The sequence below is a fragment of the Rhodanobacteraceae bacterium genome (assembly GCA_016713135.1).
Lineage (GTDB): Bacteria > Pseudomonadota > Gammaproteobacteria > Xanthomonadales > SZUA-5 > JADKFD01.
In genome coordinates this window covers 153,740-178,115 of the sequence record JADJPR010000022.1, presented here as the reverse complement: position 1 = coordinate 178,115, position 24,376 = coordinate 153,740, and the positions used below count along the sequence as shown (strand labels likewise).

General features: G+C 68.9%; 19 protein-coding genes and 1 pseudogene. 13 read left to right on the top strand and 7 right to left on the bottom strand.

All coding sequences use genetic code 11. The annotated features are described in order from the left end of the window. Positions 1–4: 4 nt before the first annotated feature. From IPK27_18750 to IPK27_18735, 4 genes and pseudogenes are all read right to left on the bottom strand, one after another. Positions 5–696 (bottom strand): annotated as a pseudogene (locus IPK27_18750) (alpha-ketoglutarate-dependent dioxygenase AlkB). Beyond that, positions 633–962, bottom strand: a complete 330-nt coding sequence (locus IPK27_18745) for a YegP family protein (GenBank protein ID MBK8069581.1) — start codon at positions 960–962, stop codon at positions 633–635. The pseudogene IPK27_18750 and the gene IPK27_18745 overlap by 64 nt, the downstream one beginning before the upstream one ends. Positions 963–1,034: 72 nt before the next feature. Then, the gene (locus IPK27_18740) at positions 1,035–2,360 is read right to left on the bottom strand and encodes an amidase (protein ID MBK8069580.1); all 1,326 of its coding nucleotides are present in this window, start codon (positions 2,358–2,360) and stop codon (positions 1,035–1,037) included. Between the two features lie 23 nt (positions 2,361–2,383). Next, entirely contained in the window at positions 2,384–4,375 is a 1,992-nt protein-coding gene (locus tag IPK27_18735; GenBank protein MBK8069579.1) for a S9 family peptidase, read from the bottom strand. Between the two features lie 119 nt (positions 4,376–4,494). Here IPK27_18735 and IPK27_18730 point away from each other — a divergent pair, with 119 nt between their 5' ends. The 12 genes from IPK27_18730 to IPK27_18675 all read left to right on the top strand — a co-directional run bounded on the left by IPK27_18730 (position 4,495) and on the right by IPK27_18675 (position 17,178). Further along, positions 4,495–5,658 (top strand): acyl-CoA dehydrogenase family protein, encoded by a 1,164-nt coding sequence (locus IPK27_18730; GenBank protein MBK8069578.1) that lies wholly within the window; start codon positions 4,495–4,497, stop codon positions 5,656–5,658. Between the two features lie 220 nt (positions 5,659–5,878). After that, positions 5,879–6,334: a hypothetical protein gene (locus IPK27_18725; protein MBK8069577.1), complete on the top strand. Its 456-nt coding sequence runs from the start codon at positions 5,879–5,881 to the stop codon at positions 6,332–6,334. 47 nt (positions 6,335–6,381) lie between these two features. Then, positions 6,382–6,738: a roadblock/LC7 domain-containing protein gene (locus IPK27_18720; protein ID MBK8069576.1), complete on the top strand. Its 357-nt coding sequence runs from the start codon at positions 6,382–6,384 to the stop codon at positions 6,736–6,738. A gap of 92 nt (positions 6,739–6,830) precedes the next feature. Next, positions 6,831–7,805 (top strand): hypothetical protein, encoded by a 975-nt coding sequence (locus tag IPK27_18715; protein ID MBK8069575.1) that lies wholly within the window; start codon positions 6,831–6,833, stop codon positions 7,803–7,805. A gap of 33 nt (positions 7,806–7,838) precedes the next feature. After that, positions 7,839–8,375 (top strand): hypothetical protein, encoded by a 537-nt coding sequence (locus IPK27_18710; protein ID MBK8069574.1) that lies wholly within the window; start codon positions 7,839–7,841, stop codon positions 8,373–8,375. A gap of 70 nt (positions 8,376–8,445) precedes the next feature. After that, entirely contained in the window at positions 8,446–10,101 is a 1,656-nt protein-coding gene (locus IPK27_18705) for a methyl-accepting chemotaxis protein (GenBank protein MBK8069573.1), read from the top strand. Positions 10,102–10,115: 14 nt separating this feature from the next. After that, positions 10,116–10,562: a chemotaxis protein CheW gene (locus tag IPK27_18700; protein ID MBK8069572.1), complete on the top strand. Its 447-nt coding sequence runs from the start codon at positions 10,116–10,118 to the stop codon at positions 10,560–10,562. After that, entirely contained in the window at positions 10,559–11,782 is a 1,224-nt protein-coding gene (locus tag IPK27_18695) for a methyltransferase domain-containing protein (GenBank protein MBK8069571.1), read from the top strand. The genes IPK27_18700 and IPK27_18695 overlap by 4 nt, the downstream gene beginning before the upstream one ends. Beyond that, complete coding sequence (locus IPK27_18690) at positions 11,779–12,423, top strand: chemotaxis protein CheW (GenBank protein ID MBK8069570.1); 645 nt, start codon at positions 11,779–11,781, stop codon at positions 12,421–12,423. Before IPK27_18695 ends, IPK27_18690 begins: the two co-directional genes overlap by 4 nt. Beyond that, a complete protein-coding gene (locus IPK27_18685) occupies positions 12,420–14,966 on the top strand; it encodes a response regulator (GenBank protein MBK8069569.1) in 2,547 nt (848 codons plus the stop codon). Before IPK27_18690 ends, IPK27_18685 begins: the two co-directional genes overlap by 4 nt. Further along, positions 14,963–15,961, top strand: a complete 999-nt coding sequence (locus tag IPK27_18680; protein ID MBK8069568.1) for a chemotaxis response regulator protein-glutamate methylesterase — start codon at positions 14,963–14,965, stop codon at positions 15,959–15,961. Before IPK27_18685 ends, IPK27_18680 begins: the two co-directional genes overlap by 4 nt. A gap of 5 nt (positions 15,962–15,966) precedes the next feature. Then, the gene (locus tag IPK27_18675; protein MBK8069567.1) at positions 15,967–17,178 is read left to right on the top strand and encodes a diguanylate cyclase; all 1,212 of its coding nucleotides are present in this window, start codon (positions 15,967–15,969) and stop codon (positions 17,176–17,178) included. A gap of 23 nt (positions 17,179–17,201) precedes the next feature. Here the strand turns inward: IPK27_18675 and mgtE are convergent, their stop codons facing one another. Continuing rightward, entirely contained in the window at positions 17,202–18,560 is a 1,359-nt protein-coding gene (gene mgtE / locus IPK27_18670) for a magnesium transporter (GenBank protein ID MBK8069566.1), read from the bottom strand. 132 nt (positions 18,561–18,692) lie between these two features. Here mgtE and IPK27_18665 point away from each other — a divergent pair, with 132 nt between their 5' ends. Next, positions 18,693–22,007: a hypothetical protein gene (locus IPK27_18665; GenBank protein MBK8069565.1), complete on the top strand. Its 3,315-nt coding sequence runs from the start codon at positions 18,693–18,695 to the stop codon at positions 22,005–22,007. Between the two features lie 42 nt (positions 22,008–22,049). Here IPK27_18665 and IPK27_18660 read toward each other — a convergent pair whose 3' ends face one another. Beyond that, positions 22,050–23,279, bottom strand: coding sequence for a trypsin-like peptidase domain-containing protein (locus tag IPK27_18660; protein ID MBK8069564.1), 1,230 nt, complete (start codon positions 23,277–23,279; stop codon positions 22,050–22,052). A gap of 310 nt (positions 23,280–23,589) precedes the next feature. Next, the gene (locus IPK27_18655) at positions 23,590–24,219 is read right to left on the bottom strand and encodes an NADPH-dependent F420 reductase (GenBank protein MBK8069563.1); all 630 of its coding nucleotides are present in this window, start codon (positions 24,217–24,219) and stop codon (positions 23,590–23,592) included. Positions 24,220–24,376 lie beyond the last annotated feature (157 nt).

Genomic DNA, 24,376 nt, shown 5'->3' with positions numbered 1-24,376 from the left:
CGGCTCATCCATCATCCGGGGGGCGACGCATGCTATCGCCATTCTCCCGGGCATGGACCCAACGAAAGGTCAGGTTGATCCGCTCACCCGTCTGCGCGCGGGTCTTGTCCACCGCGTGCTGGTACCGCGACTGGGTCTGGCCACCCATCAGCAGCAGGCTCCCGGGCGCGAGGTCGATGACCGCGCTCGCCGAGCGGTCGCGCGCGCGCAAGCGCATGCGCCGCACCGCGCCCAGGCTGACCGAGGCGATCAGCGGCTCAGAGCCCAGTTCCGGCTCGTCGTCGGCGTGCCAGCCCATGCTGTCGCGGCCGTCGCGGTAGCGGTTGGCGAGCACGCTGTTGAACGGCGCATCGAGCTCGCGCTGCAGGCGCTCACGCAATGCGCCAGCGCCGGGGTCCAGGGCGCAGGTTGGTAGCGCACGCGCGAGTAGGTGTAGGCAGCGTCCGCGTCGCCGATCCAGGCCGACAATCGCGGCGCCGGCAACTCGCGTCCGAACATGCGCACGCGATGCTGCGTCCATTGGATTTCCTGCAGCAGCCGCTGCTGCAGCGCCTCAGCCTCATCTGGCGCCAGCCAGTCCGGCCGGTAACGGACATCCGCGCCCGGCAGCGCGACGCGCCCGAACCTGCCGGTCACTCCTCGACGATCACCGCATCCGGTGCATGGTGCCCGACCGACTCCATGCCGTTGTCGCATTCCTCGTCGCCGGCGTACATCTGGCTCTGGCCGATGACTTGATGGTTGCCCGCCTTGAGCACGAAATAGCCACGGCCGTCGCTGGCGGTGCGCTTTTCGAAGCGCGTGGCATCGGCAGCATTGGTGCGCACTGACGCGATGCCGTTCATGCAACTGTCGCGCGTGGTGTAACCCTCGCTGACCAGGATGGTCTGGCCATTGCTGGCGCACAGCTTGAACTGGAACTCGCCGTTGCTGCGGCGGCTGACAATGAACTTGCCGGACATGGTTTGCCTCCAGGACGCGCGATCGGTTGGAAGGTGCAAGTGTGCCTGAATGCGCGCCGCTCGTGGTCGCTCTCAGCCTGCCAGCAAGGTTTCGATACGTTCGCCCAGCGCCATCAGCTGCAGGTCGCTACCGACGGGACCCATGAGCTGCAGGCCGAGCGGCCGGCCGCCCGGCGCGGTTCCCATCGGCAGGCTGAGCGCGGGCAGTCCGGCGAAGTTGGCCAGCGCGGTCAGGTCCGCCTGGTTCGCCGGCAGCGCAGTGCCGAGGTCGCAAGCCGACTGCGGCGTGGTCGGCATCAGCAGCACATCCAGACCGACGAAAAGCTGGCGACCGTACAGCACCGCCTCGTCGAGACGGTGCAGCGCTCCCGCCAGATCGACCGCGCTGCGCGTGGCCGGGAAGGCAAGCAATTCGCGCAGCGCCGGCGACAGGCTGTCGGGTTGCTGCGCCAGCACTTGCGCGTGAACCTGGCACATCTCGGCTTCCATCAGCAGGAAGCCGGCACGCCGCCAACGGGTGAGATCGGCATCGGCAAAGGACACCGCCTGCCGGCGCGGCAGCAATCCGGCGAGCCGCGCGACCGCCTGCTCGAATCCGGCAATCACATCGCCCCGGACGCCTAGCGCTTCGAGGCCTCCGAGCACGCCTACACGCAGTTGCGCCGGATCGCGCTCCACATGCGCCAGCGGCACCAGGCGCGAGGCCGGGTCGTGCAGGTCCAGTCCCGAAATCTGCTGGAACACCGCGGACAGATCGGCCATCCGGCGCGCCATTGGGCCGATGTGGTCGAGACGCCGCGAGGCGGTCACCAGTCCGCGCGTGGACACCCGCGCCGCGCTTGGTTTCAGGCCGACCACGCCGCAATACGCTGCAGGGATGCGTACCGAACCCATGCTGTCGCTGCCGAGCGCGAGCAGGCATTGGTGCGCCGCCAGCGCGGCGGCGCTGCCGCTGCTGGAACCGCCGGCGGATGCGCCCGGCACGCGGGGATTGAGGCAGCGACCGTAGTGCGGATTGTCGCTGTCGGCTCCGAGCGCGCCTTCACACAGATGTGTCTTGCCGAGGATCACCGCGCCAGCGCGCCGCAGCTTGGCCACGCAGTGCGCATCCTCGACGGCCACTCGACCTCGATGGGCCTGCATGCCTGCGGTCAGCGGCATTCCGGCCACCGCGATGTTGTCCTTGACCGCGACCGGGATGCCGTCCAGCGGATGGTAGGCGCGCCCCTTCGCGCGCCGTTCGTCGCTGGCGCGCGCCTGGGCCAGGGCACCCTCGGCGTCGACATGCAGCCAAGCGTTGCAGGCGTCGGCCGCAATCCGCCTGAGGCAAGCGTCGGTCAGTGTCACTGCATCCAGCCCGCCCTGCGCCAAAGCCTCGGCTGCCTCGGCAGCGGACATCAACGCGGGTGCGTCCGGCGCAGTCACGGCGTTTGCGGCGGCAGCAGGTGCTGATCGAGGAACTGGATCACCGCCTCCGACATGCGATCCCGGTTCCCCTTTTTCTTGAAGCCATGGCCCTCGTCCGGGGCCAGCATGTACCAGGCCTGCTGTCCGTTGTCGCGCACCGCCTTGAGGATCTGCTCGGCCTCGCTGCGCGGCACGCGCGGATCGTTGGCGCCCTGGATCACGAACAGTGGTCTGGCGATCTTGTGCGCATGGGTCAGCGGCGAGATCGAGTGCAGGAACTCGCGCATCTGCGGGTCGCGCTCATCCCCGTATTCCGGACGGCGCTGGTCGACGCGGTAGGGATTGGTGTTGTCGAGGAAGGTGACGAAGTTGCTGATGCCGACGATATCGACGCCCGCGCGCAGCTTGTCGCCGAAGTGGACCAGCGAGGCGAGCACCATGTAGCCGCCGTAGCTGCCGCCGTAGACGGCGATGCGTTGCGGGTCGAATTGCGGCTGGGTTCCGAGGTAATCGATGAGCGCGCCGATGTCCTTGACCGAGTCCTCGCGCTGCCGCCCATTGTCGAGCTGCAGGTAGGTCTTGCCGTAGCCCGCCGATCCGCGCACGTTTGGCACCACCACCGCGATGCCGCGCTCGCGCACCAGGAACTGGATCAGCTCACTGAACTGTGGCCGCGCCTGCGCTTCGGGGCCGCCGTGGATCATGATCAGGACCGGAAACGGCCCCTGCCCCGGCGGCGTATAGACCGTGGCGGGAATCTGCCGCGGCAGGTTCATCATGGCCTTGTCGCTGTCAAAGGACCCGTAGCGGATGGTCTGCGGCATGACGAAGGACTCGGGGTCGATCCCGCCGGTCTCGCCGCGCGTCCAGCGGGTCATCAGCCCGGAATTCAGGGTGCGCGAGAACACGTCGCCAGGAACCTGCGGACCGCTGATGCCGAAGCCAATCTCGGTGCCAGCGTGGTTGAACAGCAGGCGCGCGATCACCCCCTGGTCCAGCTCGAGCGTGCGGATCTCCTGCATGCCGTCCTCGCGGTCGTACACGCTGAGCTTGCTGCTCCCATCGACATTGCGCAGTACCGCGAGATGGCGCTCGTCGGCACTGAGGTCGATGGCTTCGACATCCCACTGCTGCTGCGGGAACAGCGGTGCGACGATCCCGGTGGCCAGTTCCACTCGCACCACGCTCGCGTACTCGCCGAGCGCATTGGTGACCGCCAGGACGTGGCCATCGCCGCGGTCGAAGCGCGCGTAGCCGTCGAAGGAAGCACTCTTGCCGATCTGGATGCGCTCGAGCTTGCCGCTCTCGACATGGAGCAGGTGCAGGCGCGCGTCCCCGGCGGAAATGAACTCCTGCAGCAGCAGCTTGCTGCCGTCCGGCGAGAAATCGAGCGGTAGCCAGGTGCCTCCGCGTTGCAGTACCAGCCGGTGCGCGGTGGTACTGGTGACATCGCCGATCCAGATGTCGAAGTCGCGTGCATTGCGGTGGGTGCTGGCGTAGGCAAAGCGGCGCCCGTCGTCGGCGAACACCACGTCCTGGTTGCGCGAACTGCCGTCGGTCAGCAGCCGCGCGTGGCCGCTCTTGAGATCGATGAAGTAGAGCTGGAAGTACTCGTTGCCGCCCTCGTCCTTGCTGAAGATGGCGCCATTGATCGCCGGGTCCGGGCTGACCCAGGCCTCCAGGATCGGCTCGTCGAAGTAGGTCAGCTGGGTACGCATGCCTTCAGCCTGGCTGATCCGCGCCAGCTGCGGCACATTGCCGAAGCGCAGCGACACCAGCATCCCGCTGTCGTCGGGCAGCCAGCCGAGGAAATTCGCTGGACGCATGTTCTGGTACGGGCGCAACTGCTGCGCCAGCGCGGTGGGAGTCGGCGGCACGCCCTCCACGAGCAGCGCGCTCGCCTTTGCCGCGGGCGCGACGGTCCCTGGCGGCGGCACTGCCACCATGGTGCATCCGCCGGCCAGCACCAGTCCGGCCACCGTCAACAAGCTGTGCACTGAACGCATTCGCCACCATCCGTCGCGTAGACAAGGATTCAAGTATAGAGAGCGCTTTCCAGTCGCGACCGGCGACACTCGCTACAATCGCGGTTTGCCCTCCTCCCCACTATGGAGCCATCCAGGCCATGGATTTCCAGTTCACCGAAGAGCAGTTGATGATCCAGGACATCGCCCGGCGCATCGCTGCCGAGCGTATCGCGCCGATCGCCGCCGATTTCGACAAGAGCGGCGAGTTCCCGATGGAGACCATCAAGGTCCTCGGCGAGAACGGCCTGATGGGCATCGAAGTTCCGCAGGAATATGGCGGCGCGGGCATGGATTCGATCGCCTACGCGCTGGCGATGATCGAGATCGCCGCGGCCGACTGCGCCCACTCGACGATCATGAGCGTCAACAACACGCTCTACTGCAATGGCCTGCTTAAATATGGCAGCGAGGCGCAGAAACATCGCTACGTCACCCCGATCGCGACGGGCCAGGCGATCGGCGCCTTCGCGCTGACCGAGCCGCAGTCCGGCTCGGATGCCGCGTCCATGCGCATCCGCGCGGTGCCCTCGGCGGACGGCAGCTACTACACGGTCAACGGCAAGAAGAGCTGGATCACCTCGGGCCCGGTGGCCAGGTACATCCTGCTGTTCGCGATGACCGATCCGACCCGCGGCGCCAAGGGCATCAGCGCCTTCATCGTGGACACCGAGCGCGAAGGCTTCCACCGCGGCAAGACCGAGCCCAAGCTCGGCATCCGCGCCAGCGCCACCTGCGAGATCGAGTTCACCGACTACCGCATTCCCGCCGAGGATCGCATCAGCCGCGAAGGCGACGGCTTCAAGATCTCGATGGGCGTGCTCGACGCCGGCCGCATCGGCATCGCCTCGCAGGCGGTCGGCCTGGCGCGCGCGGCCTACGAGGCCAGCCTGGTCTACTCGCGCGACCGCAAGGCCTTCGGCCAGTCGATCGGCTCGTTCCAGATGATCCAGGCCAAAATCGCCGACATGAAGACCCGCCTCGACGCCGCCTGGCTGCTGACGCTGCGCGCGGCCTGGGCCAAGCAGGAATCGCTGAAGACCGGCGCGCGCTTCTCCACTGAAGCCTCGATGGCCAAGCTGTTCGCCTCCGAGGCGGCCATGTTCATCACCCACCAGGCGATCCAGATCCACGGCGGCATGGGCTACAGCAAGGAAATGCCGCTGGAGCGCTACTTCCGCGATGCCAAGATCACCGAGATCTACGAAGGCACCAGCGAGATCCAGCGCATGGTGATCGCGCGCAACGAGACCGGCTTGCGCTGAGCGACGCTCCGCGCGCCCGCCGCTGCCGCCGGCTCCCGGCGGCAGCACGGCCAAACTTGGTTACCATGCTTTAACAATCCGCGACGGGTTTCTCACATCCAGGTCGATACTCTGGCCCGTACAGCATCCGTGAGGATCGCGTGGACGCCAGCGTGCGCTTCCGCCCTCACCAGCTGCGCGCCATCCGGGCGTGCGCTGTTGCCAGTGCCTGGAGGACCGCGTGAGCCAAACCCGCAACATTCTCATCCAGGATGACCCGACGCAGCGCGCGCGCTGCCAGCGCCAACTGCAGGTCTTGCTCGGCAAGAGCGATGCCTTGAGGTTCGCCTGCCTGTGCACGGTCGACGGGCGACCGTGGGCGTTCCAGCGCAAGGACCAAGGCGCCGACGCGCCCCGGCTCAGCGCCATCACCAGTTCGATGCTTGCGCTGTGCGAAACCTTCGCCCGCGAATCGCAGCGCGGACGCTGCCTCTACAACGTCATGTCCGCCGAGCACGGCGTGATCGTGACGGTGCGCGTGCCCTGCCGCTCGGCCCGCTTCGCGCTGTCGGTCGGCGCCGATTCCGGCGAGACCGTTGCGCTGGCCCTGCGTTATGCGCTCGACGCGGCCAGCGACCTGGCCGGCGTGCTCGATTCCGCCGAGGCACCAGCCGGTGCCCCGGTCTCCACCCCTTGATAGCGACCCCCGATGGGCCGTCTGGCCCCAATGACGAAGGAGCAAACATGGCAAAAATTACGTTGGAAGGACTGCGTTCGATCGACGGCTACGTCGCATCCGCGCTGGTGGACACCGACAGCGGCATGCTGCTGGCAGGCGATGGCAGCGGCATCAACCTTGAAGTGGCGGCCGCCGGCAACACCGAAGTGGTTCGCGCGAAGCGCAAGGTCGCCAATGCCCTCGCGCTCAACGACACCATCGAGGACATCCTGATCAGCCTGACCAAGCAGTACCACATCATCCGTCCGCTCGAGACCAACCAGAAACTGTTCCTTTACATCGTGCTCGACCGCAGCCGCGCCAACCTCGCAATGGCACGGCTCGAGTTGCGCGCCTTCGAACAGAAGCTCGACTTCTCGTGACCACCGTCGCGATCGACGGGGTCGCTGCGCTGGCGGGGAGATGGTCCCGCCGCGCGGTCGGCGCCGCGAGCGCACCCGAGAGGGAGAACCGGATGCGAGCCATTGTCAGGCATGCTGCGCTGACCGCGGACCAGGAACAGCGCGTGCGTATTGCCGCCAGCGCGCTCGCGGCAAACAGCATCGTGGCGGTCGCCAGTCCATGGGACGGGACCCGCTGCGATCTGGTCCTGGTGCATGGCGATGACGCCTACGGTCAGCGCGTCATCGAGATCGCCCGACGACGCGGCGTGGCGGTGCTGGCGCTGTCGGCCGTGCGCAACGGCGAGGACCGGGGTGTCCACTGGCTGCGCGAGGACACCAGCGCGGCGCTGCTGGCGCGCCAGATGGTGACCCTGCTGCAGGACGAGGCCGCGCCCCCGTCGCCGCCGGTGACCGCGGCTGAAGCGTCGGCGCCAGGCAGCACGGCGCCGCTGGCAAGCGATTGCGCCCTGCTGCGGCTGGCCGACGACCCTGCCCACGCAAGCCAGGACGTGGAAGCGCGGGTGGGTGGTCGCACGGCCTTCCTGCTGCGCTCCACCGGGCGCGTGCTGACGGCCACCCTCAGCGACCAGTTCGGCACCCGGGATCGATTGTGCGAAGCCGGGTGGCAGTTTCGCCCTGCGCGCAAGGTCGATGTGGATGCCAGTCGCTTTGAATTCGCCGGCAGTCTGGAGGCTTATTTGCTGCAGGGCGCGCTGCATAACGCCCGCCTGCTGCCGGCCTTTCCGGAACAGCCCTGCAGCCTTCAGGACTGGCCGGACCTTGGCACCACACCGGAGGCGGTGAATGCATTGCGCGTGGTGCAGGCGCTGCAGATGCGCGCCTTGACGCCCTCCATGGTCGCGCAGGAGTGCGCCCTGGAGCCGGCCTATGTGTCCGCTTGCCTGTGGGCGCTGGCCGCCTCCGGCCTGCTGCAGCGGAGCGCACAAGCGATTCCGCCGGCTGCGGCGCAGGCCACCCCGGCCGGACGTCCGCGCGGAATCCTTGCGCGGTTGGCAGCACACTTCGGCCTCGGTCGCACAGGCTGAGGATCCGGATTGTCCGACTGAAGGAGCAAGCTCGTGGAACCAGGCACCCTCAAGCTCGTCCTCGCCGGCCCGGTCGGGGCCGGCAAGACCACCGCGATCCGGGCGATTGCCGATTGCGAGCCGATCTCGACCGAGATGCCGATGACCACCGGCGACATCGGCGAGAAGACCACCACCACGGTGGCCTTCGACTTCGTGTCGGTGATGCTCGACGACGGCACGCCGTTGATGCTGTATGGCCTTCCCGGCCAGGAGCATTACGCTTTCATGCGCCCGATCGTCCTCGACGGCGCCATCGGCGTGCTGCTCGTCCTGAATGCCACCCAGGGCGATATCGGCGAGATGTGCGACCACTGGTTGTCCTCATTGCTCGCGCTCGACCCGCACCTGGCACTGGTGATCGGCATCACCCACAGCGAACGCGCGGCTGGCTTCTCGATGGCGGCGGTGCGCCAGGCCGTGCGCCGCCATGGTCGGCCGATACCCGCGTTCACTTTCGACGCGCGCGAGCGCACCCAGGCCATGCATCTGGTCCGCGCACTGCTGCTTTCGTCGCGGCTGGCACATTGAGTGACCGCAGGAGGCCCCGGGGACTCCGGGGCTTGGATATAGTCGGAGGGATCGTCGCGAGGGAATCGACATGCTGCAGCGCGAATCGCAACTGGCGTCCCGCCTGTCTTATTTCGTCGCGGTTTTCCTGGTCCTGTTCGCGCTGTTTGCGCTGGTCGCCTGGCGCACCCTGGACCAGGTGCGGGTCAAGGGACCGCTGTACGAGGAGATCATCGTCGGCAACGAGCTGATCGCGGACGTGCTGCCGCCGCCGCAGTTCATCATCGAGCCCTATCTCCTGACGCTGCAACTGGTCGACGAGACCGACGCGGCGGAGATCAACCGCCTGATCGAGCGCGGCAATGAGCTGCGGATCAACTACGAGAATCGCCAGGAGCACTGGAAGCGCACGCTCGCGCAGGACACCATGGGCGATCTGATGACGGTGACCTCCTATCGCGCTGCGATGGAGTTCTTCCGCCTGCGGGATGACGAGTTCATCCCGGCCATCCGCGCGGACGACCGCGAGCGCGCCCGGCGGGTCCTGCAGCAGATGCGCCAGCGCTACGACGCGCACCGCTATGCCATCGACGAGGTGTGGAAGCTCGCGGAACAGCGCAACCTGGCCAACGAAGCCAAGGCCGAGGGCCTGATCTCGGCGCAGATTTCCACCCTGGCCGCACTCGCGCTGGGCATCGTGCTGGTGGTGGTGGTGATGGCCTGGTTTGCGCGGCGCGCTGCCGCCACCCTGAGCCGACGCGTGCAACTGGTATCCGAGGTGGCCGACCGGGTGGCCCAGGGCGATCTCACGACCGAAGTGCCCGCCACCGACGATCGCGACGAGACGGGCCGACTGGTCGCGGCGATCGGCGGCATGACCATGAGCCTGCGGGGGCTGGTGACTCGCGTGAAGCAGGCCTCGGTTGAGCTGATGAGCACCGCCACCGAGTTTGCCGCGACCAGCCGCCAGCAGGAATCGACGGTCCAGGGCTTCGGCGCATCGACCAACCAGATTGCCGCCGCAGTCAAGCAGATCGCCGCCACCAGCCAGGAGCTCCTGGCGACGATGGAAGGCCTGAACGCGGTGTCTGGCCAGACGGCAGACCTCGCCGAACAGGGTCAGACCGGTCTTTCCAACCTCGACAGCACGATGGACCGCATGGCCCAGGCGGCCAATGCGATGTCGGCGCGTCTCGCGGCGATCCGCGAGGAGGCCGCCGAGATCACCGGCGTGGTCACCACCATCTCCAAGGTGGCCGACCAGACCAACCTGTTGTCGATCAATGCCGCGATCGAGGCCGAGAAGGCCGGGGAACAGGGCCTCGGCTTCCTGGTGCTGGCGCGCGAGATCCGGCGCCTAGCGGACCAGACCGCGGTGGCCACGCTGGATATCGAGCAGATGGTCAAGCAGATGCAGACCGCGGTGTCCGCAGGTGTCATGGAGATCGACCGGTTCGCCGAGGAGGTGCGCAGCGGCGTGGGCACCGTCGACCGCGTCGGCGGCCAGTTCGGACAGATCATCAGCCAGGTGAAGACCCTTTCGGAACGCTTCGAGACGGTCAACCACGGCATGCGCAGCCAGTCCCAGGGAGCCCGCCAGATTGGCGAGGCCATGGGCCAGCTGCTCGACGGCGCGCGCCAGACCTCCGTCTCGCTGCGTGAATTCAACGCCGCCACCGAAACCCTGCGCGACGCGGTCAGCGTGCTCAAGCAGGAAATCGCCAAGTTCAACCTCGGCAGCGGCTGAGGCGGGGCGCGGCCGTGCTCGCCCTCGCCTTCCGTGCTGGCGCTGCCGAACTGGCCATCCGTGCGCGTCAGGTGATCGAGGTCCTGCCCCGGGTGCCGCTGCGCGAGACCTCGCTCGCGCCCGCCGCCGTCGTCGGATTGCTGCCCTATCGCGGCACGCTGACGCCGGTGGTGGACCTGTGCCTGCTGGTGGCCGGCAGGCACGCGAGCGCGCAACTGGGCACCCGCATCATCGTGGTCCGGATCGGCGATGGCGCCGCGCAGCGCATGGTGGGGCTGATCGCGGAAGACGTCAGCGAACTGCTGGAACTTGGCGGCACGACACCGGGCCTGAACCTGCCCGACCAACCCTGGCTGGGAGCGCACATGCGCGACCAGCCGGGGCTGCCGCAACTGGTCGAGCCTGGCGAGTTGCTGCCCGAGGCGCTGCGTGCCCTGTTCTGCCAAGAGGCGCCGCCGTGAGCCGGACCGCCCTGATCGAAAGACTGCAGCGCACCCTCGGGCTGGATCCGCAGTCCATCGGCGAAACCACTCTGCTGCACGCGATCGACGAAGCATGCGTGGTCCTGCAGGCACGCGACGCCAGCGAACTCCTTGCCCGCGTCAGTCGCAGCGCCGCCGCCTGGCAGTCCTTCGTGGACTGCATGGTGGTTCCAGAGACCTGGCTGTTTCGGGTGCCGGAGCAGTTCGACGACCTGCTGCGATACGCACGTGCACTGCCCGCAGGACGACGCCCGCTGCGTGTGCTCAGCTTGCCTTGCGCCAGCGGCGAGGAAGCATGGTCGATCGCCGCGACGCTGTTGCAGGGCGGATTCGCTGCGTGCGAGTTCGAAGTGATCGGGGTGGATGTCTCCGCGCGCGCCATAGCGCAGGCGCGCCAGGCCCGGTATCGCCGCAGCGCCTTGCGCGGCCGCCCGGCGAACCTCGACTGGTTCCACTGGGAGGACGAATGGCTGTGTCCTGCGCCCATGCTGCGGCGTTCGGTGCGTTTCCGCTGCGGCAATGTGCTGGCACCGGATGTGTTCGCAGCCGGGGAGCAGTTCGATGCCATCTTCTGCCGCAACCTGCTGATCTACCTGGATGAAGGCGCGCGCCGCCAGGCACTCGCCCGGTTGCTCGAGGTGCTCGCGCCGGATGGCATGCTGGTCGCGGGCCAAGCCGAGGTGCTGTCCGCCATCGACCCCCGCCTGGCACCGCTGGCGGGATTCGGTCCACTCAGTTTCGGTCGCGCGCGCGGCGTTCGCGACCCGGCGCCCGCCGCAAACCGCGCCGCCCCGGCGCCGCGACCTGCCGCGGTCGCGCCTGCCGCGCATCCAGTGCGAGCGCAGCGCGCGCCTGCGCCGCGCGCGCCCGCGCGCGAGAACCCAACCAATTCGCTGGAACGTGCCCAGCAGGCAGCGGATGCCGGCGCACTGGACGAGGCACGCAGGCTATGCCGGGCATTGCTGGCGCAGGATGCCGAGTCGGCTCCCGGCTGGTTCCTGCTGGGTACGATCGACATGGCGAGCGGCGACCTGGACGCGGCCGAGCATGCCTTTGCGCGCGCCAGTTATCTCGATCGCGGACACCAGGACGCGCTGCTGCACCGCGCTGCGCTGGCTGAACGCCGCGGACGTGCCGCCGAAGCGGCGCAACTGCGCTTGCGGCTGCAGCGGGTGCGCTCGCCGGGAGCCGCGCCATGACGGCAGCCGGCGGCCACTGCTGGCGCGGCATCGGCGTCTACGGCGGCGACCACAGCTGCGAGCGCCTGAAGGCCGAGATCCATTGCCGCAACTGTGCGGTGTTCCGTGAGGCCGCACGCGGACTGCTGCAGCGCGAGATCTCGCCGCTGCCGCCGCTGTCGTCGGCGCTGGAAGCCAGCCGCGACGGCGATACCCGCAGCGTGCTGGCCTTCCGCCTCGGTCGCGAATGGCTCGGACTGCGCTGCGAGCGCGTCGGCGAGGTGGCCGAGGCGCATGCGCCGCGACGCCTGGCGCACCGCGGAGAAGGGCGTATCGAAGGCCTGGTCGCCGTCCGCGGCGAACTGCACCTGTGCGTGGCGCTGATCGAGGTGCTGCAGCTCGGCACCCGCCAGGATGTCGCCGGCGAGCGGGCGCGCCTGGTGTTGCTGCAGCCGCCGCAGGCAGCGCCGATCGCCTTCCGCAGCAATGAGGTGATCGGCCTGCGCCGGATCCAGTCGCGATCGATCGAGGAGGTGCCAGCCACCCTGCCCGCGCCGCTCGGCCGCTGCCTTTCGGGCGTAGTCGAGTTCGAACACGGCCGCATGGCCTTGCTCGACGAAACGGCCCTGCTGCAGGTCCTGGACGAGGCGCTCTACGCATGAGCGCGCTGATCGAGCTGCTGCAAGGCGAAGTGCGCATGCTGGTGCGCGAGCTGCGCGACTGCATCCAGCTCGGGATGCAAGCGGACGGCGCGAGCGAGGCGCTGGCGCGCTGGAGCAAGCGCAGTCATGCACTGGTCGGTGCGCTCAGCGTGCTCGGCCTCGATCCATGGTCGCAGTTGGGCGGTGCGTTGCACCAGCTAGGGCGCAGCGGCCAGGCGCGGGCATTGCAGGCAACCCAGGTATCGGCGGCGCTCGACCTGCTCGGCGGATTCGCCGACGCCCCGCTGGAATCTGCCGAAGCTTTCCTTGCGCGCGAAGGCACCCGGGCCGGCACCCTGGCATCTGCCCTGGTCGAGGAGGCGCCTTCCGGTCGTGACGATGAGGCGCAGCCGCTGCTGGCCTTGTTCCGTCAGGAAATGGACGACCAGTGCGCGCGCATGAGTCAGTTGCTGCTGCAACTCGAACAAGCGCCGGAACGCATCGAACTGCTGGCGCCGGTGATGCGCGCCGCGCACTCGGTGAAGGGCGCCGCCCGGGCGGTGCGGCTGGAGGCCGCGGTCGGGCTGGCGCACGCGCTGGAAGACCGCATGGCGGCCGCGCAGCGCCATGGCAGCGCCAGCGAGGCCCTGGTCGAGTTCGGCCTGGCCGGCGTCGACCTTTTGCGCGAGCTCGCGCACGCGGGCGCGACGCCGGAACTGCTGGCGCGTCGGGACGCACTGCTGGCCAGCCCGCGCGAGACCGCGGCAGCGCCCGAGCCGCCGCTCGCGCCCGCCCAGCCCACCTACATCGCGGTGGAAGACGGCGACCCCATCCTGCGGATCAAGGCCAGCCTGGTCGGCCGCCTGATCGCGCTCGCCGGGTCCGGCGTGGTCAGCGCGCACCGCTTGCGGCCGTTCTCGGAGCGCCAGCAGAGGCTGCGCCAGGGCATCGCACAACTGGGACGACTGGTGGACGATCTGCACCATCGCCTCGGCGCCCCATCGCAGAGCACCGCGCTCGGTGCGGAACTGGCCGAGGTTCGGCGCCAGCTGGCCGACACGCGCCACCAGGCCCAAGCCTGGATCGAGGACTTCACCGACTACGCCCGGATTGCCTTCGACCTCAACGAGCGCATCTACCAGGCCGCTTCGCTGACGCGGTTGCGTCCATTCCGCGACCTGGTACTCGGCTACCCGCGCGTGGTCCGCGACCTCGCGCGCCAACTCGGCAAGCGCGCACGCCTGACCATCGTCGGCGAGGCGCTGGAAGTGGACCGCGACGTCCTGGAGAAGCTGGACGCGCCGCTTACCCACTTGCTGCGCAACGCGCTCGACCACGGGATCGAGGCAGCGGCGGCGCGCGCCGCGGCCGGCAAGCCCGCCGAAGGCCAGTTGCGCATCTGGGCCAGCCACCGCGCCGGGATGCTCGCGATCGACGTCAGTGATGATGGCGCCGGCATCGATGTCGAAAAGATCCGTCAGCGCCTGATCGACGCGGGTCGCATGAGTGCGGACGTCGCCGCAGCGCTCGGCGAGCAGGCCTTGCGCGAGCACCTGTTCGCGCCGGGATTCACCACGCGCAGCGAAGTCACCGAGGTATCGGGCCGCGGCGTCGGTCTGGATGTGGTGCGCGAAGGCATCGAGCGGCTGGACGGCAGTGTGCGCCTGTCCTCGCGTCCGGGTTACGGCACCACCTTCCACCTGCTGGTGCCGATCTCGCGCACCGTCACGCGCGCGCTGGTGGCGCGCGTTGCCGGCGAGATCTACGCGTTTCCATCCCTGCGGATCGATCGCGTGTCCCGCGCACCCAGGGATGCGATCGTCTCCGCAGAGGGTCTGCAATACCTGCCGCTGTCCGGGCGCAATGTCGGCCTGGTGCCGCTGGCCGAGTTGCTCGACCTGGGCAGCACACGGATCACACCGGAGCGTGTCGATGTGGTCATCGTCGAGCACCAGGGGCGGCTGGCCGGTTTTGTGGTCGACGAGTTGCTTGGCGAGTACGACCTTGCCACCCGGCCGCTCGACAGCCGCCTCGGGCGCGTCGCCGACATCAGTGCGGCGGCGCTGCTGCCGGATGGTTCCCCGGTGGTGCTGCTGGACGTGGACGACCTGATGCGCAGCGCGCTCACGCGCGAGCGCGCCTCGCTCGCCACCGCGGCGGGCGCCAGCGTGCACGCTGGCCGCAAGCGCGCGCTGGTGGTCGACGACTCCATCTCGGTCCGTGAGCTGGAGCGCCAGCTGCTCGCCTCCCGCGGCTTCGAGGTCGAGGTGGCAGTGGACGGACTGGACGCCTGGACCCGGCTGCGCGACGCCAGTTTCGACCTGCTGATCACCGACGTCGACATGCCGCGCATGGACGGCATCGAGCTGACCCGCTCGATCAAGCAGGACCCGCGGCTGCGCGCGCTGCCGGTGGTGATCGTTTCTTACCGCGACCGCCCCGAAGACCGCCGCCGCGGCCTCGAAGCGCGTGCCGACAGTTACATGACCAAGGCGGATTTCCAGGATGAGGGCTTCCTCAAGCTGGTCCACCAACTGGTGGGCGATGCCCGGGAGGCGCCATGAGGGTAGCCATCGCGCATCCGGACCGGCTGGTCAGGGAAGCGCTGCGACGCACGCTTGCGAGCGGTGGCCTGCAGCTGCTCTGGTGCGCTGCCGACCCGGCCGAGCTGGCGCGCCTGCGGCGCCGCGACCCGCCTGAGCTATTGCTGCTGGATGCCGGCATGGTCGGTCCGGCGGCCGACGCCCTACGCGAGCTGTCCTCGGCCTGCCTGGTGCTGGCCAGCGACGATTCGGCACCCGGCGTGTTCGAGGCGCTCAGCGCGGGCGCGCTGGGCCATTTGCCTCCGCCGCGCCTGGAGGCGAACGGTGAGCTGAACGGTGCCAGCCGCCTGCTCAACCGCATCCAGCGGTTGCAGGCCCTGGTCCGGGCAGCGCCAGCGGCGACGCCGGTGTCGCGGACACCGGCGCCGCGCGGCGAGTGCCCGGTGGTGGCGCTGGGCGCTTCCACCGGCGGTCCCCAGGCGCTGGCGTGCGTGCTCGCCGGACTGCCGCAGGGTCTGCCGGCCGCCGTACTGATCGTCCAGCACATCGACGGAGAGTTCTCCGCGGGACTGTGCGAATGGCTGGGCGGGCACTCGTTGTTGCCGGTGCACCTGGCCCAGCGCGGCGAATTGCTGCAACCTGGCCATGTGTACGTGGGCGCGAATCTCGGACATCTGGTGCTGCTCCCGTCGCAACAACTGGGTTACCGGACGGCGCAGCCCGGGGACCTGCATGTACCCGGCATCGACATGCTGTTCGCCAGCCTCGCCGAGCACGCCTGCGGCGGCGCCGCTGCGCTGCTGAGCGGCATGGGCAGCGACGGCGCGCGCGGCCTGCTGCGCCTGCGCCAGGCCGGCTGGCACACGATCGCCCAGGATGAAACCAGCTCGGCTGTGTTCGGCATGCCGCGCGCGGCGCAGGAACTCGGCGCGGCGGGGCAGATACTGCCGCTGGCAGCGATCGGCCCGGCGCTGGCGCGCGCCCTGCCGCTGCGGCACCGAGCACTGCAGGGCTGAAGGCAATGGCTTCGATCCGGGTCCTGATGGTGGACGACCAGCCGGTGATCCTCGCGGCGTTGCGCCAGATGCTCGCGCACGAGGCAGACCTGGAACTGCGCGAAGTGTCCGATCCTTCGCGGGCGATGATCGAGGCCCTCGCCTTCGAGCCGGCCGTGATCCTGCAGGACCTGGTCATGGACGGTCTGGACGGCATCTCGCTGCTGAAGCGCTATCGCGCCCACCCCAGCCTGGTCGACGTGCCGGTGGTCATGCTGTCGGCGGCGGAGGAACCGGAGACCAAGGTCGACGCCTTCCGCAACGGCGCCAACGACTACGTGGTCAAGCTGCCGAGCGCGCTCGAACTGGCGGCGCGCATCCGCCACCACGGCCGCGCCTTCCACAACGCGAGGCAGCGCGAACAGGCGTTCCAGGCATTGCTTGAGAGCCGCGCCGCGCTGCAGGCTCGCCAGACCGAGATCGAGCGCCAGAAGGCGCAACTGGAGGCGCAGGCGCGACAACTGGAGGCGGTCAATCGCGAACTGGCCGATTCCGCGCTGTCGGACGCCCTCACCGGACTGCGCAACCGGCGGTACCTGCGCGAGTTCCTCGAGCGCGGCTCGGGCGAAGCCGAGCGCATGCCGGGCGACACCGAACGCCGCGGCTCCGGAGCACCCGGGCGCCTGAGTTTCTTCCTGTTCGACCTGGACCACTTCAAGCAGATCAACGACCGCCACGGGCACGATGTCGGCGATGCTGTCTTGGTCGAGGTTGCACGCCGCCTGCGCCAGACACTGCGCCAGGGCGATGCCGCGATGCGCTGGGGCGGCGAGGAATTCATGGTCGTCGCGCGCGGGCTTAGCGACGATGCCGCTGCCGCACTGGCCGAACGCATGCTGCGTGCGGTCGGCAGCCAGCCGGTGCCGGTACCGCTGCTGGAGCCGCTCACGATCAGCGCCTCGCTCGGATACGCCAACTGGCCATGGCCGGGGCGCGACGCACCCGCGCAGGTCGACCATCATCTGGCCATCGGGCTCGCCGATGCGGGCGCTTACCTCGCCAAGCTGGACGGGCGCAATCGCGGCTTCGGCATCCTGCCCGGGCCAGACCCATCATTCCGCCGCGACCTGGCCTCGATCAGCCTAGGGCCAGGCGTGCTGCGGCCGGAGGACGGCCGCGGCGTGCAACTCGTTCCGATCGCCGGACCCGCGCGTATCGCCGCGCACGCGCGGGCCTGACCGCCGGAGGTCAGCGACAGTTCCTACAGCAGGAACAAGGTTCCCAGCCCCAGGAATGCGAGGAAGCCGACCACATCGGTGACGGTGGTCAGGACCACGCCGCCCGCGAGTGCCGGGTCGACCGCGAAGCGCTTCAGCAGCAGCGGGATCAGCACCCCGGAGAGAGCCGCGGCCAGCAGGTTGATGACGATCGCCGCGCCGATCACCAGCGCGATGCGCCAGTCGCCGAACCAGGCCCAGGCGACCAGCGCGATCACCACCGCCCACAGCAGTCCGTTGAGGCCGCCGATGGCCAGCTCGCGCTTGAGCAGATCGCGCGCGTTGTCCCAGCTGACCTGGCCGAGCGCCAGACCACGCACGATCAGGGTCAGGGTCTGGGTGCCGGCCACGCCGCCCATGCTGGCGACCACCGGCATCAGCACCGCAAGCGCAACGATCTGCTCCAGCGTGGCTTCGAACTTGCCGATCACGGCGGCGGCCAGGAAAGCCGTCAGCAGGTTGATGCCGAGCCAGATCGCGCGGCGGCGGCTGGCCGCGGCCACCGGCGCGAACATGTCCTCTTCCTCGGTCAGGCCGGCCATCGACATCAGATCGTGTTCGGCGCGGTCGCGCACCAGGTCGATCACGTCGTCGACCGTGATGCGCCCGACCAGCCGGTTGTCGGCATCGATCACCGGCGCCGACACATAGCGGTGGTTCTCGAACTCCTCGGCGACATGGTCGAGCGAAGCACTCGCGCGCAGGGCCGGCAGCGAGTCGTCGACGATCTCGGCGATGGTTTGCTCCGGATCGGCCGTCAGCAACGCGGTCAGCGCCACCCGGCCGATGTAGCGCCCGTTGCGGTTGACCACGAACAGGTGGTCGGTGTGCTCGGGCAGCTCGCCACGCATGCGCAGGAAGCGCAGCACCACGTCCACTGCCACGTCGGCGCGCACCGTGACCACATCGGTGTTCATCAATCGCCCGGCGCTGTCTTCCGGGTACGAGAGCACGTGCTCCAGGCGGTCGCGGTGCTCGCGGTCCATGCCGCGCAGCAGTTCCTCGGTCAGCTGGTGCGGCAGGTCGTCTACCAGGTCGGCGAGGTCGTCGACATCCAGCGTGGTCAGCGCGGAACGCAGCTCCTCGCTGTCCATCTCCGCGAGCAGACCGTCGCGCACCTCGTCAGCGACGTGTACCAGCACCTCGCCGTCGTCGTCCGGGTCGACCAAGCCCCAGACCACGCTGCGCTTGGCTGGCGGCAGGGATTCGAGCACGCGCGCGATCTCGCCCGGCGTCAAGGTGTCGAGCATGCGCTTGACCGGCGCCAGCCGGCCGCTGGCGAGCGCTTCGGACAGCAGGCGCAACTGTCGCGTCTTGCGATCGTAGCGCTCGCTTTCGCTCATACCCTGGCCTCCGGTGGCTCCGCGCCGCGCAGCATACGGAAGGCGGCATGGGCGCGCTGCTCGATTCCCGAGGCAATTTGCCGGCGCCGGCCCACCCTGCCGCCCCGGCGCTTCCCCGCTTATGATCGGGGCGTGAAGAGCCTACGCGCCGCTGCGTTGCTGCTGCTCCTGTTGCTGGCCGTCGCTGGCAGCGCGCCGGCGCGCGAATTCGGGCAGCCGTATTTCGAGACGATCGCCGGCAGCGATCACATCGGCAACGGCATCATCACGATTGCCGCGCAGGACGCGCGCGGGCTGCTCTGGTTCGGCACGCCGGAAGGGCTGTACAGCTTTGATGGTTACCGCCTGCGTGCCTATCGCAGCGACGCTTCCGATCCCGGCTCGATCAGCGATGACTACGTGCGTGCCTTGATGCCGCATTCGGACGGTACGCTGTGGGTGGCCACCCAGGGCGGCGCGCTGTCGATCTACGACCCGCGGAGCGACCGTTTCACCCACCACAGGCCGCGCCCGGGCGATCCCACTGCGATTCCCGGAATCTCGGCGCTGTGCCTGGTCGAAGGCAGCGACGGCGAGGTCTGGGTTGGCTTCGGCAACCATGGACTGGCGCGCTGGGACGCGCGCCGGCGCGTATTCGAGTCATTCGCGCCCGCGCCCGGCAAACCTGGCGCGCTGCAGCACGACACCGTGCGCGTGCTGGTGATCGACCGCCACGGCGATCTCTGGATCGGCACCGGCAATGGCCTGCAGCGGCGCCGGAAAGGCGCCAACGAGTTCGAGCACGTGCTGTCCGAGCCGGAGCGCGCGGATGGCTTCGCGCGGCAGTATGTGTATGCCCTGCACGAGGCACGCGACGGCCGGCTCTGGGTGGGCACGCAGTCGCACGGCGGCGCGATCGTCGATCCGGCAACCATGCAGTTGCGCCGCCTGCCGGCCGGCAACGACGGCGTCAGTCATCCCTGGATTTCCGGCTTCGTGCAGCCCAGCGAAGACCGCATCTGGGTGCACACCTACGGCGCAGGCATCGACATCCTCGACGCCGCCAACGGTAGCGCGGTGCAGCACATCCGCAGCGACCCGTCGATGCCCGGCAGCCTGGCGCTGGACCGCCTGACCGCGCCGTTCCAGGATCGCTCGGGCCTGATCTGGGTGGGCACCTGGGGTGCCGGGCTGCAACGCCACAATCCGGCAAACGCCGAGGCCTTCGTCACCGTGCGCCACGGCACCACGGTCAGCAACGGGCTGAGCCTGGCGAATGTCCTCAGCACACTGCCGTTGAGCGAGCGCCTGGTGTGGATCGGCACCGGCGGCAATGGAATCGACCTGCTCGACGTCGAACACGGCATCACCGGCGGTTACCGCCCGCATGCCACTCGGCCCGGTGCGCTGCGCGACGGGACCATCCGCGCGATGATCCGCGATCGCGATGGAACGCTCTGGGTCGGTACCCAGCATGGCGGCCTGCAACGCTACCGCCCGGAAACCGACGATTTCGCCGAGCCCTTGGAAGGCATCCCGCGCGGGCCGGTGCGTCAGGTGTTGCCGCGTCGCGACGGCAGCATCATGGTCGGGATGCAGGCCGCGCTGGCGAGCGTGGACCCGCGCACTGGCGCCGTCCGCCGGGCTCGGCTCAGCGCCGGGCGCGAATTCACCGATCCGGTCTGGAGCATGGCCGAGGACAGCGACGGCATCCTGTGGATCGGCACGCCGGTGGCGCTTTACTGGTGGCCGCCCGGCGCCGGTTACCCGCAACAGATGCCAGGCGGCGAAGCCCGGCTGCAAGCTGCCACCGACCTGGAGGTGGATGTCCGCGGGCAGCTGTGGCTGGCCGGACCACGGGGCCTGGCACGTCTGAGTGGCTGGATCCAGGGTCAGCCAGTCTTCGAGGACTACGGCAAGCGCCTCCCCGGGCTGCCGCAAGGACTCGGCCAGCAGGTCCTGTCCGATCACAGCGGCCGGCTGTGGAGCCCACGCACGGTCATCGATCCTGGCAGCGATCAGGTGGAACTGCTGGGAGTCGCCGATGGCGTGGACATCGGCAGCGTGGAGATCGGCTCCGGCAGCATGGCGCCGGACGGGCGCCTCTACTTCGGCGGTACCCGCGGCCTGCTGATCGTCGAACCGGAGCGCTACCGCCCGTGGCAGTACCAGGCCCCGCTGCTGATCACGGGGCTGGATATCGATGGCGAGCGCATCCACGGCGATGGCGGTGCCACCGGCATTGCGCTGCAGCCGGGGCAGCGCCGACTCAGCGTCGAGTTCGCCGCGCTCGATTACTCATCGCCGGTGGCCACGCGCTACGCGTACCGCCTGATCGGGCTCGACGACGAGTGGATCGAGACCGACGCCAGCCAGCGAGTCGCCAGTTTCCACAACCTCTGGCCCGGCGCGTACCAACTGGAGATGCGCTCACGCACGCGATCCGCGGCTTGGTCGACGCCGCTGTCGTTGCCGGTCCGGGTGATTCCGGCCTGGTGGCAGACCCCGCTGGCGATGGCGGTCGGCGTGATTCTACTGCTGCTGCTGATCGGTGGTCTGGTGCGCCTGCGCACCCTGCGGATGCGCCAGCGCGCACGCGCGCTGGAGGCGCTGGTCGAGATGCGCACGCAAGAGCTGAGCCAGGCCAAGGAGCGCGCCGAGCAGGCGCTGGCAGAGCTGAAAGGCGCCCAACGCCAGCTCGTTGCCGCCGAGAAAATGGCCTCGCTCGGACAACTGGTGGCTGGCGTCGCGCACGAAATCAACACTCCCATCGGCATCGCGGTGACCGCCGCCTCGCACCTGCAGGACGTGACTCGCGAGGGCACCAGCAAACTCAGCGAAGGCCGCTTTTCGCGCAACGAACTCGGCGAATGGAAGTCCGAAATCGACACCTCGGCGCGCCTGGTACTTTCCAGCCTGGAGCGCGCCGGCACCCTGATCACCAGCTTCAAGCAAGTCTCGGTAGACCAGTCGAGCGGCCAGCGGCGGCGTTTCCAGTTGCACCAGTTCCTCGACGAGGTGCGCAACGCGCTGAACCCGACGATCCGGCGCACTCCGCACAGGCTCGAGATCGAATGTGCGACGGGCATCGAGCTGGATTCCTATCCCGGCGCGATGTTCCAGATCCTGACCAACCTGATCAATAACGCGATCATCCACGCGTTCACGCCCGAGCGTCCGGGCCGCATGCGGATCAGCGCGAAGGTCGACGGCGATCAGCTCGAGCTGTGTTTCCGCGACGACGGCCGCGGCATGGACGCGGAGGTGGCGGCGCGCGCCTTCGACCCCTTCTTCACCACGCGGCGCGGCAGCGGCGGTTCCGGCCTGGGGCTGCACGTGGTGCACAACCTCGTGACCCAACTCATGGCCGGCCAGATCCAGCTGCATACGGCGCCGGACCAGGGGTCGGAATTCGTGCTGCGCTTCCCGCTGCATACGCCTGACAACGTCGCCCGACCGCACGCCTGACGCAAGCCGATGAGGTTCGCGCAGCGCCTGCGCGCGATCGACCTATTTGCAGGATTGCGGCCGCACGGCGCACTTTGCGCGGCAGGCGGAAAGAGCGCCAGGTCCCATCAGCGACATGTTCTGGTGGTAACCCTTGCAACTCGCACGCCGCCACTTCCTGCCTTCCCGACCGGGCGCCCAGCTCAGGAACACGGCCTTGGGCGGGACCGATTCGCGCCAGTCGCGTTCCTTCGCAAGCAGTTGTAGCAGCCGCTGATAGTCGACAAGGTCGAAAGCCGGACCGACCGCTTCGTAGCGCTCGCCGGGCAGCCCTTCGACCCGAGACGCCAGCGACTGCAGTTCGAGTGGGCGCGCCGCGGACCAGTTCCAGATTGGACCGCCGCTGCCACCCGGAGACAGCCAAAGTGCAAAGCGCCGGGAGGACTCTTCGGGCAAGGCGCACGCCGACTGGCCCCACAGACTCACCATTGCCCCCGGCGCGCTGCGCGCGGAAGGCGTGCGTGAGGAATAGCCTGCACTGAGCACCGGCATACCGACGGCTGCCGCCGGTGCGCCGAACCGCAGCCGCGGCCAAGCGGCATCGGCGGGCACCACCGCTGCGTCGTCCAGCAGGAGCCACGCATGGTCATGCCGCGTACGCGCGTCCAGATCGCCCAACTTCGGAGGTGCCGACACCGCGTCGTTGACCCATCCTCCGCGACCGCTCAATTCGGCCCGAGTCACGAAGCTCAGGCCGTAGGGCGCAGCTGGTGGATCGTTGAAGCGTCGCCCACCGGGCACGACCCGATAGCGGCTGCACACCTTCCCGGCCGGGGTCATGACCACGTGCGCGGCAGTCAGGCCCAGCATGGGCGACAGCAGGACGCCGCTGCCTGCGAGCGCCAGGCTTCCGGCAGCGCAGCGGTGCGGGCGCACCCTCAGCACGGTGGCTGCGATCGGCGTTGGCAGCTCCAACGGGAGCATCTGCGCGCGGGCGGGGACCCATGGGCACAGGGGCAGCGGACCGTGGACGACGGGCGCCGGCACCTGTTCCGGGGGCAGCCACGCAGGCAGTGGGGATTGCCTCTCGCGTTCAACCTGCGCCCGCGGCAGGCCAGGCCCGAGCAGCGCCCGGCGGCGCCCTTCCGCAACTGCCAGTCGCTGCATCAGGGAGGCCGCTTCGTCGCGCGAAAGCCGCCTTGCCTCCGGCCAGTCGAGCTGGATGCAAATCCCGTCGCCGGAGGTCCATTCCCGCCAGGCGAGCAGTTCGCCGCGGTCGCTCAGGTACTGCACCTGGCCGACGGCCTCGGCGGGTGGCTCCGCTGCATCGCATGCGGCCTGCAGGCCCGAAGCCCGAGCAGTTGGCGAAAGCGCTGCGGCCAGCGCGAGCAGGCAACCGGCCAGGCCCGTCCATCGATTCGCAGCATGCGCAGAGTCAACCGGAATGGACCGCACCGAACCACCCGCGAGCGAGAGGAAAGTGCAGCAAGCAATAGCAAAGGACGCCGCGGTTGCCCGGATGGGACACTCCTCCGTTCAGCCGCGAGCAGGCTTGTCGCCCCGCGCAGTCCCGCGCCGCGAACTGCGGGATGGGACGCGCCGTTCACGCGCGACGCAGCATCGAAAACGCGAAGTTGCGGCCATACCCCAGTTTGATGGCCAGGTGGATCCAGGTCATCGCGAAGGGCTCGAGGTATCTTGCCGCGGCCAGCGGACCAAGGTCGACCGCGTCGAAGCCGATCAGCGCAGCCAGCCCGGCAACCCGCTGGCGGGCATCGGCGTCGTCGCCACACACGGGCATGAACGGCACGCCGCCAGGGTATGCGGAGTCCGCCATGTTCTCGGCGCCGGTGGTGTTGAAGGCCTTCACCACGCGCGCCCCGCGGGCCAGTTTCGCCAGTTCCTCCGCGCCCGAGGTCGTCGTTCCCACGCTGAGCCCCGAGAGCCCCGGCGCCAGCGGGTTGGTGGCATCGACCAGAATCCTGCCCTGCCAGTCAGGCAGCGCTTGCGCGATCGAAGGCAGCGCTGCATGGGGCACGGCGAGGATCACCAGATCGCTTGCGGCGATCGCCTCCGCGGTGGACACCCCCGTGGCCAGCGGGCCCAGCGCAGCTACCGCAGGCGCGTGCTTGACTGGATCCGGCGTGCCGAAGACCACATGTTGTCCGCGCCGGGTGAAAGCGCCGCCGAGCGCCATGCCGACGTTTCCCGCACCGATGATGGAAATGCTCATGAAAGCCTCCGAATCTTGAGTAGAACAGTCTTGCGAGTCGCGCCGATCCGGGTTCCCGGCGTCTTGAGAGTCATCCAGGACGGTAAGCGCAGGACAGTCTGGAACTTGCACATCGGCACAAAAATACTCTCCAATGCGACTCTCCGTTGCCTATGTC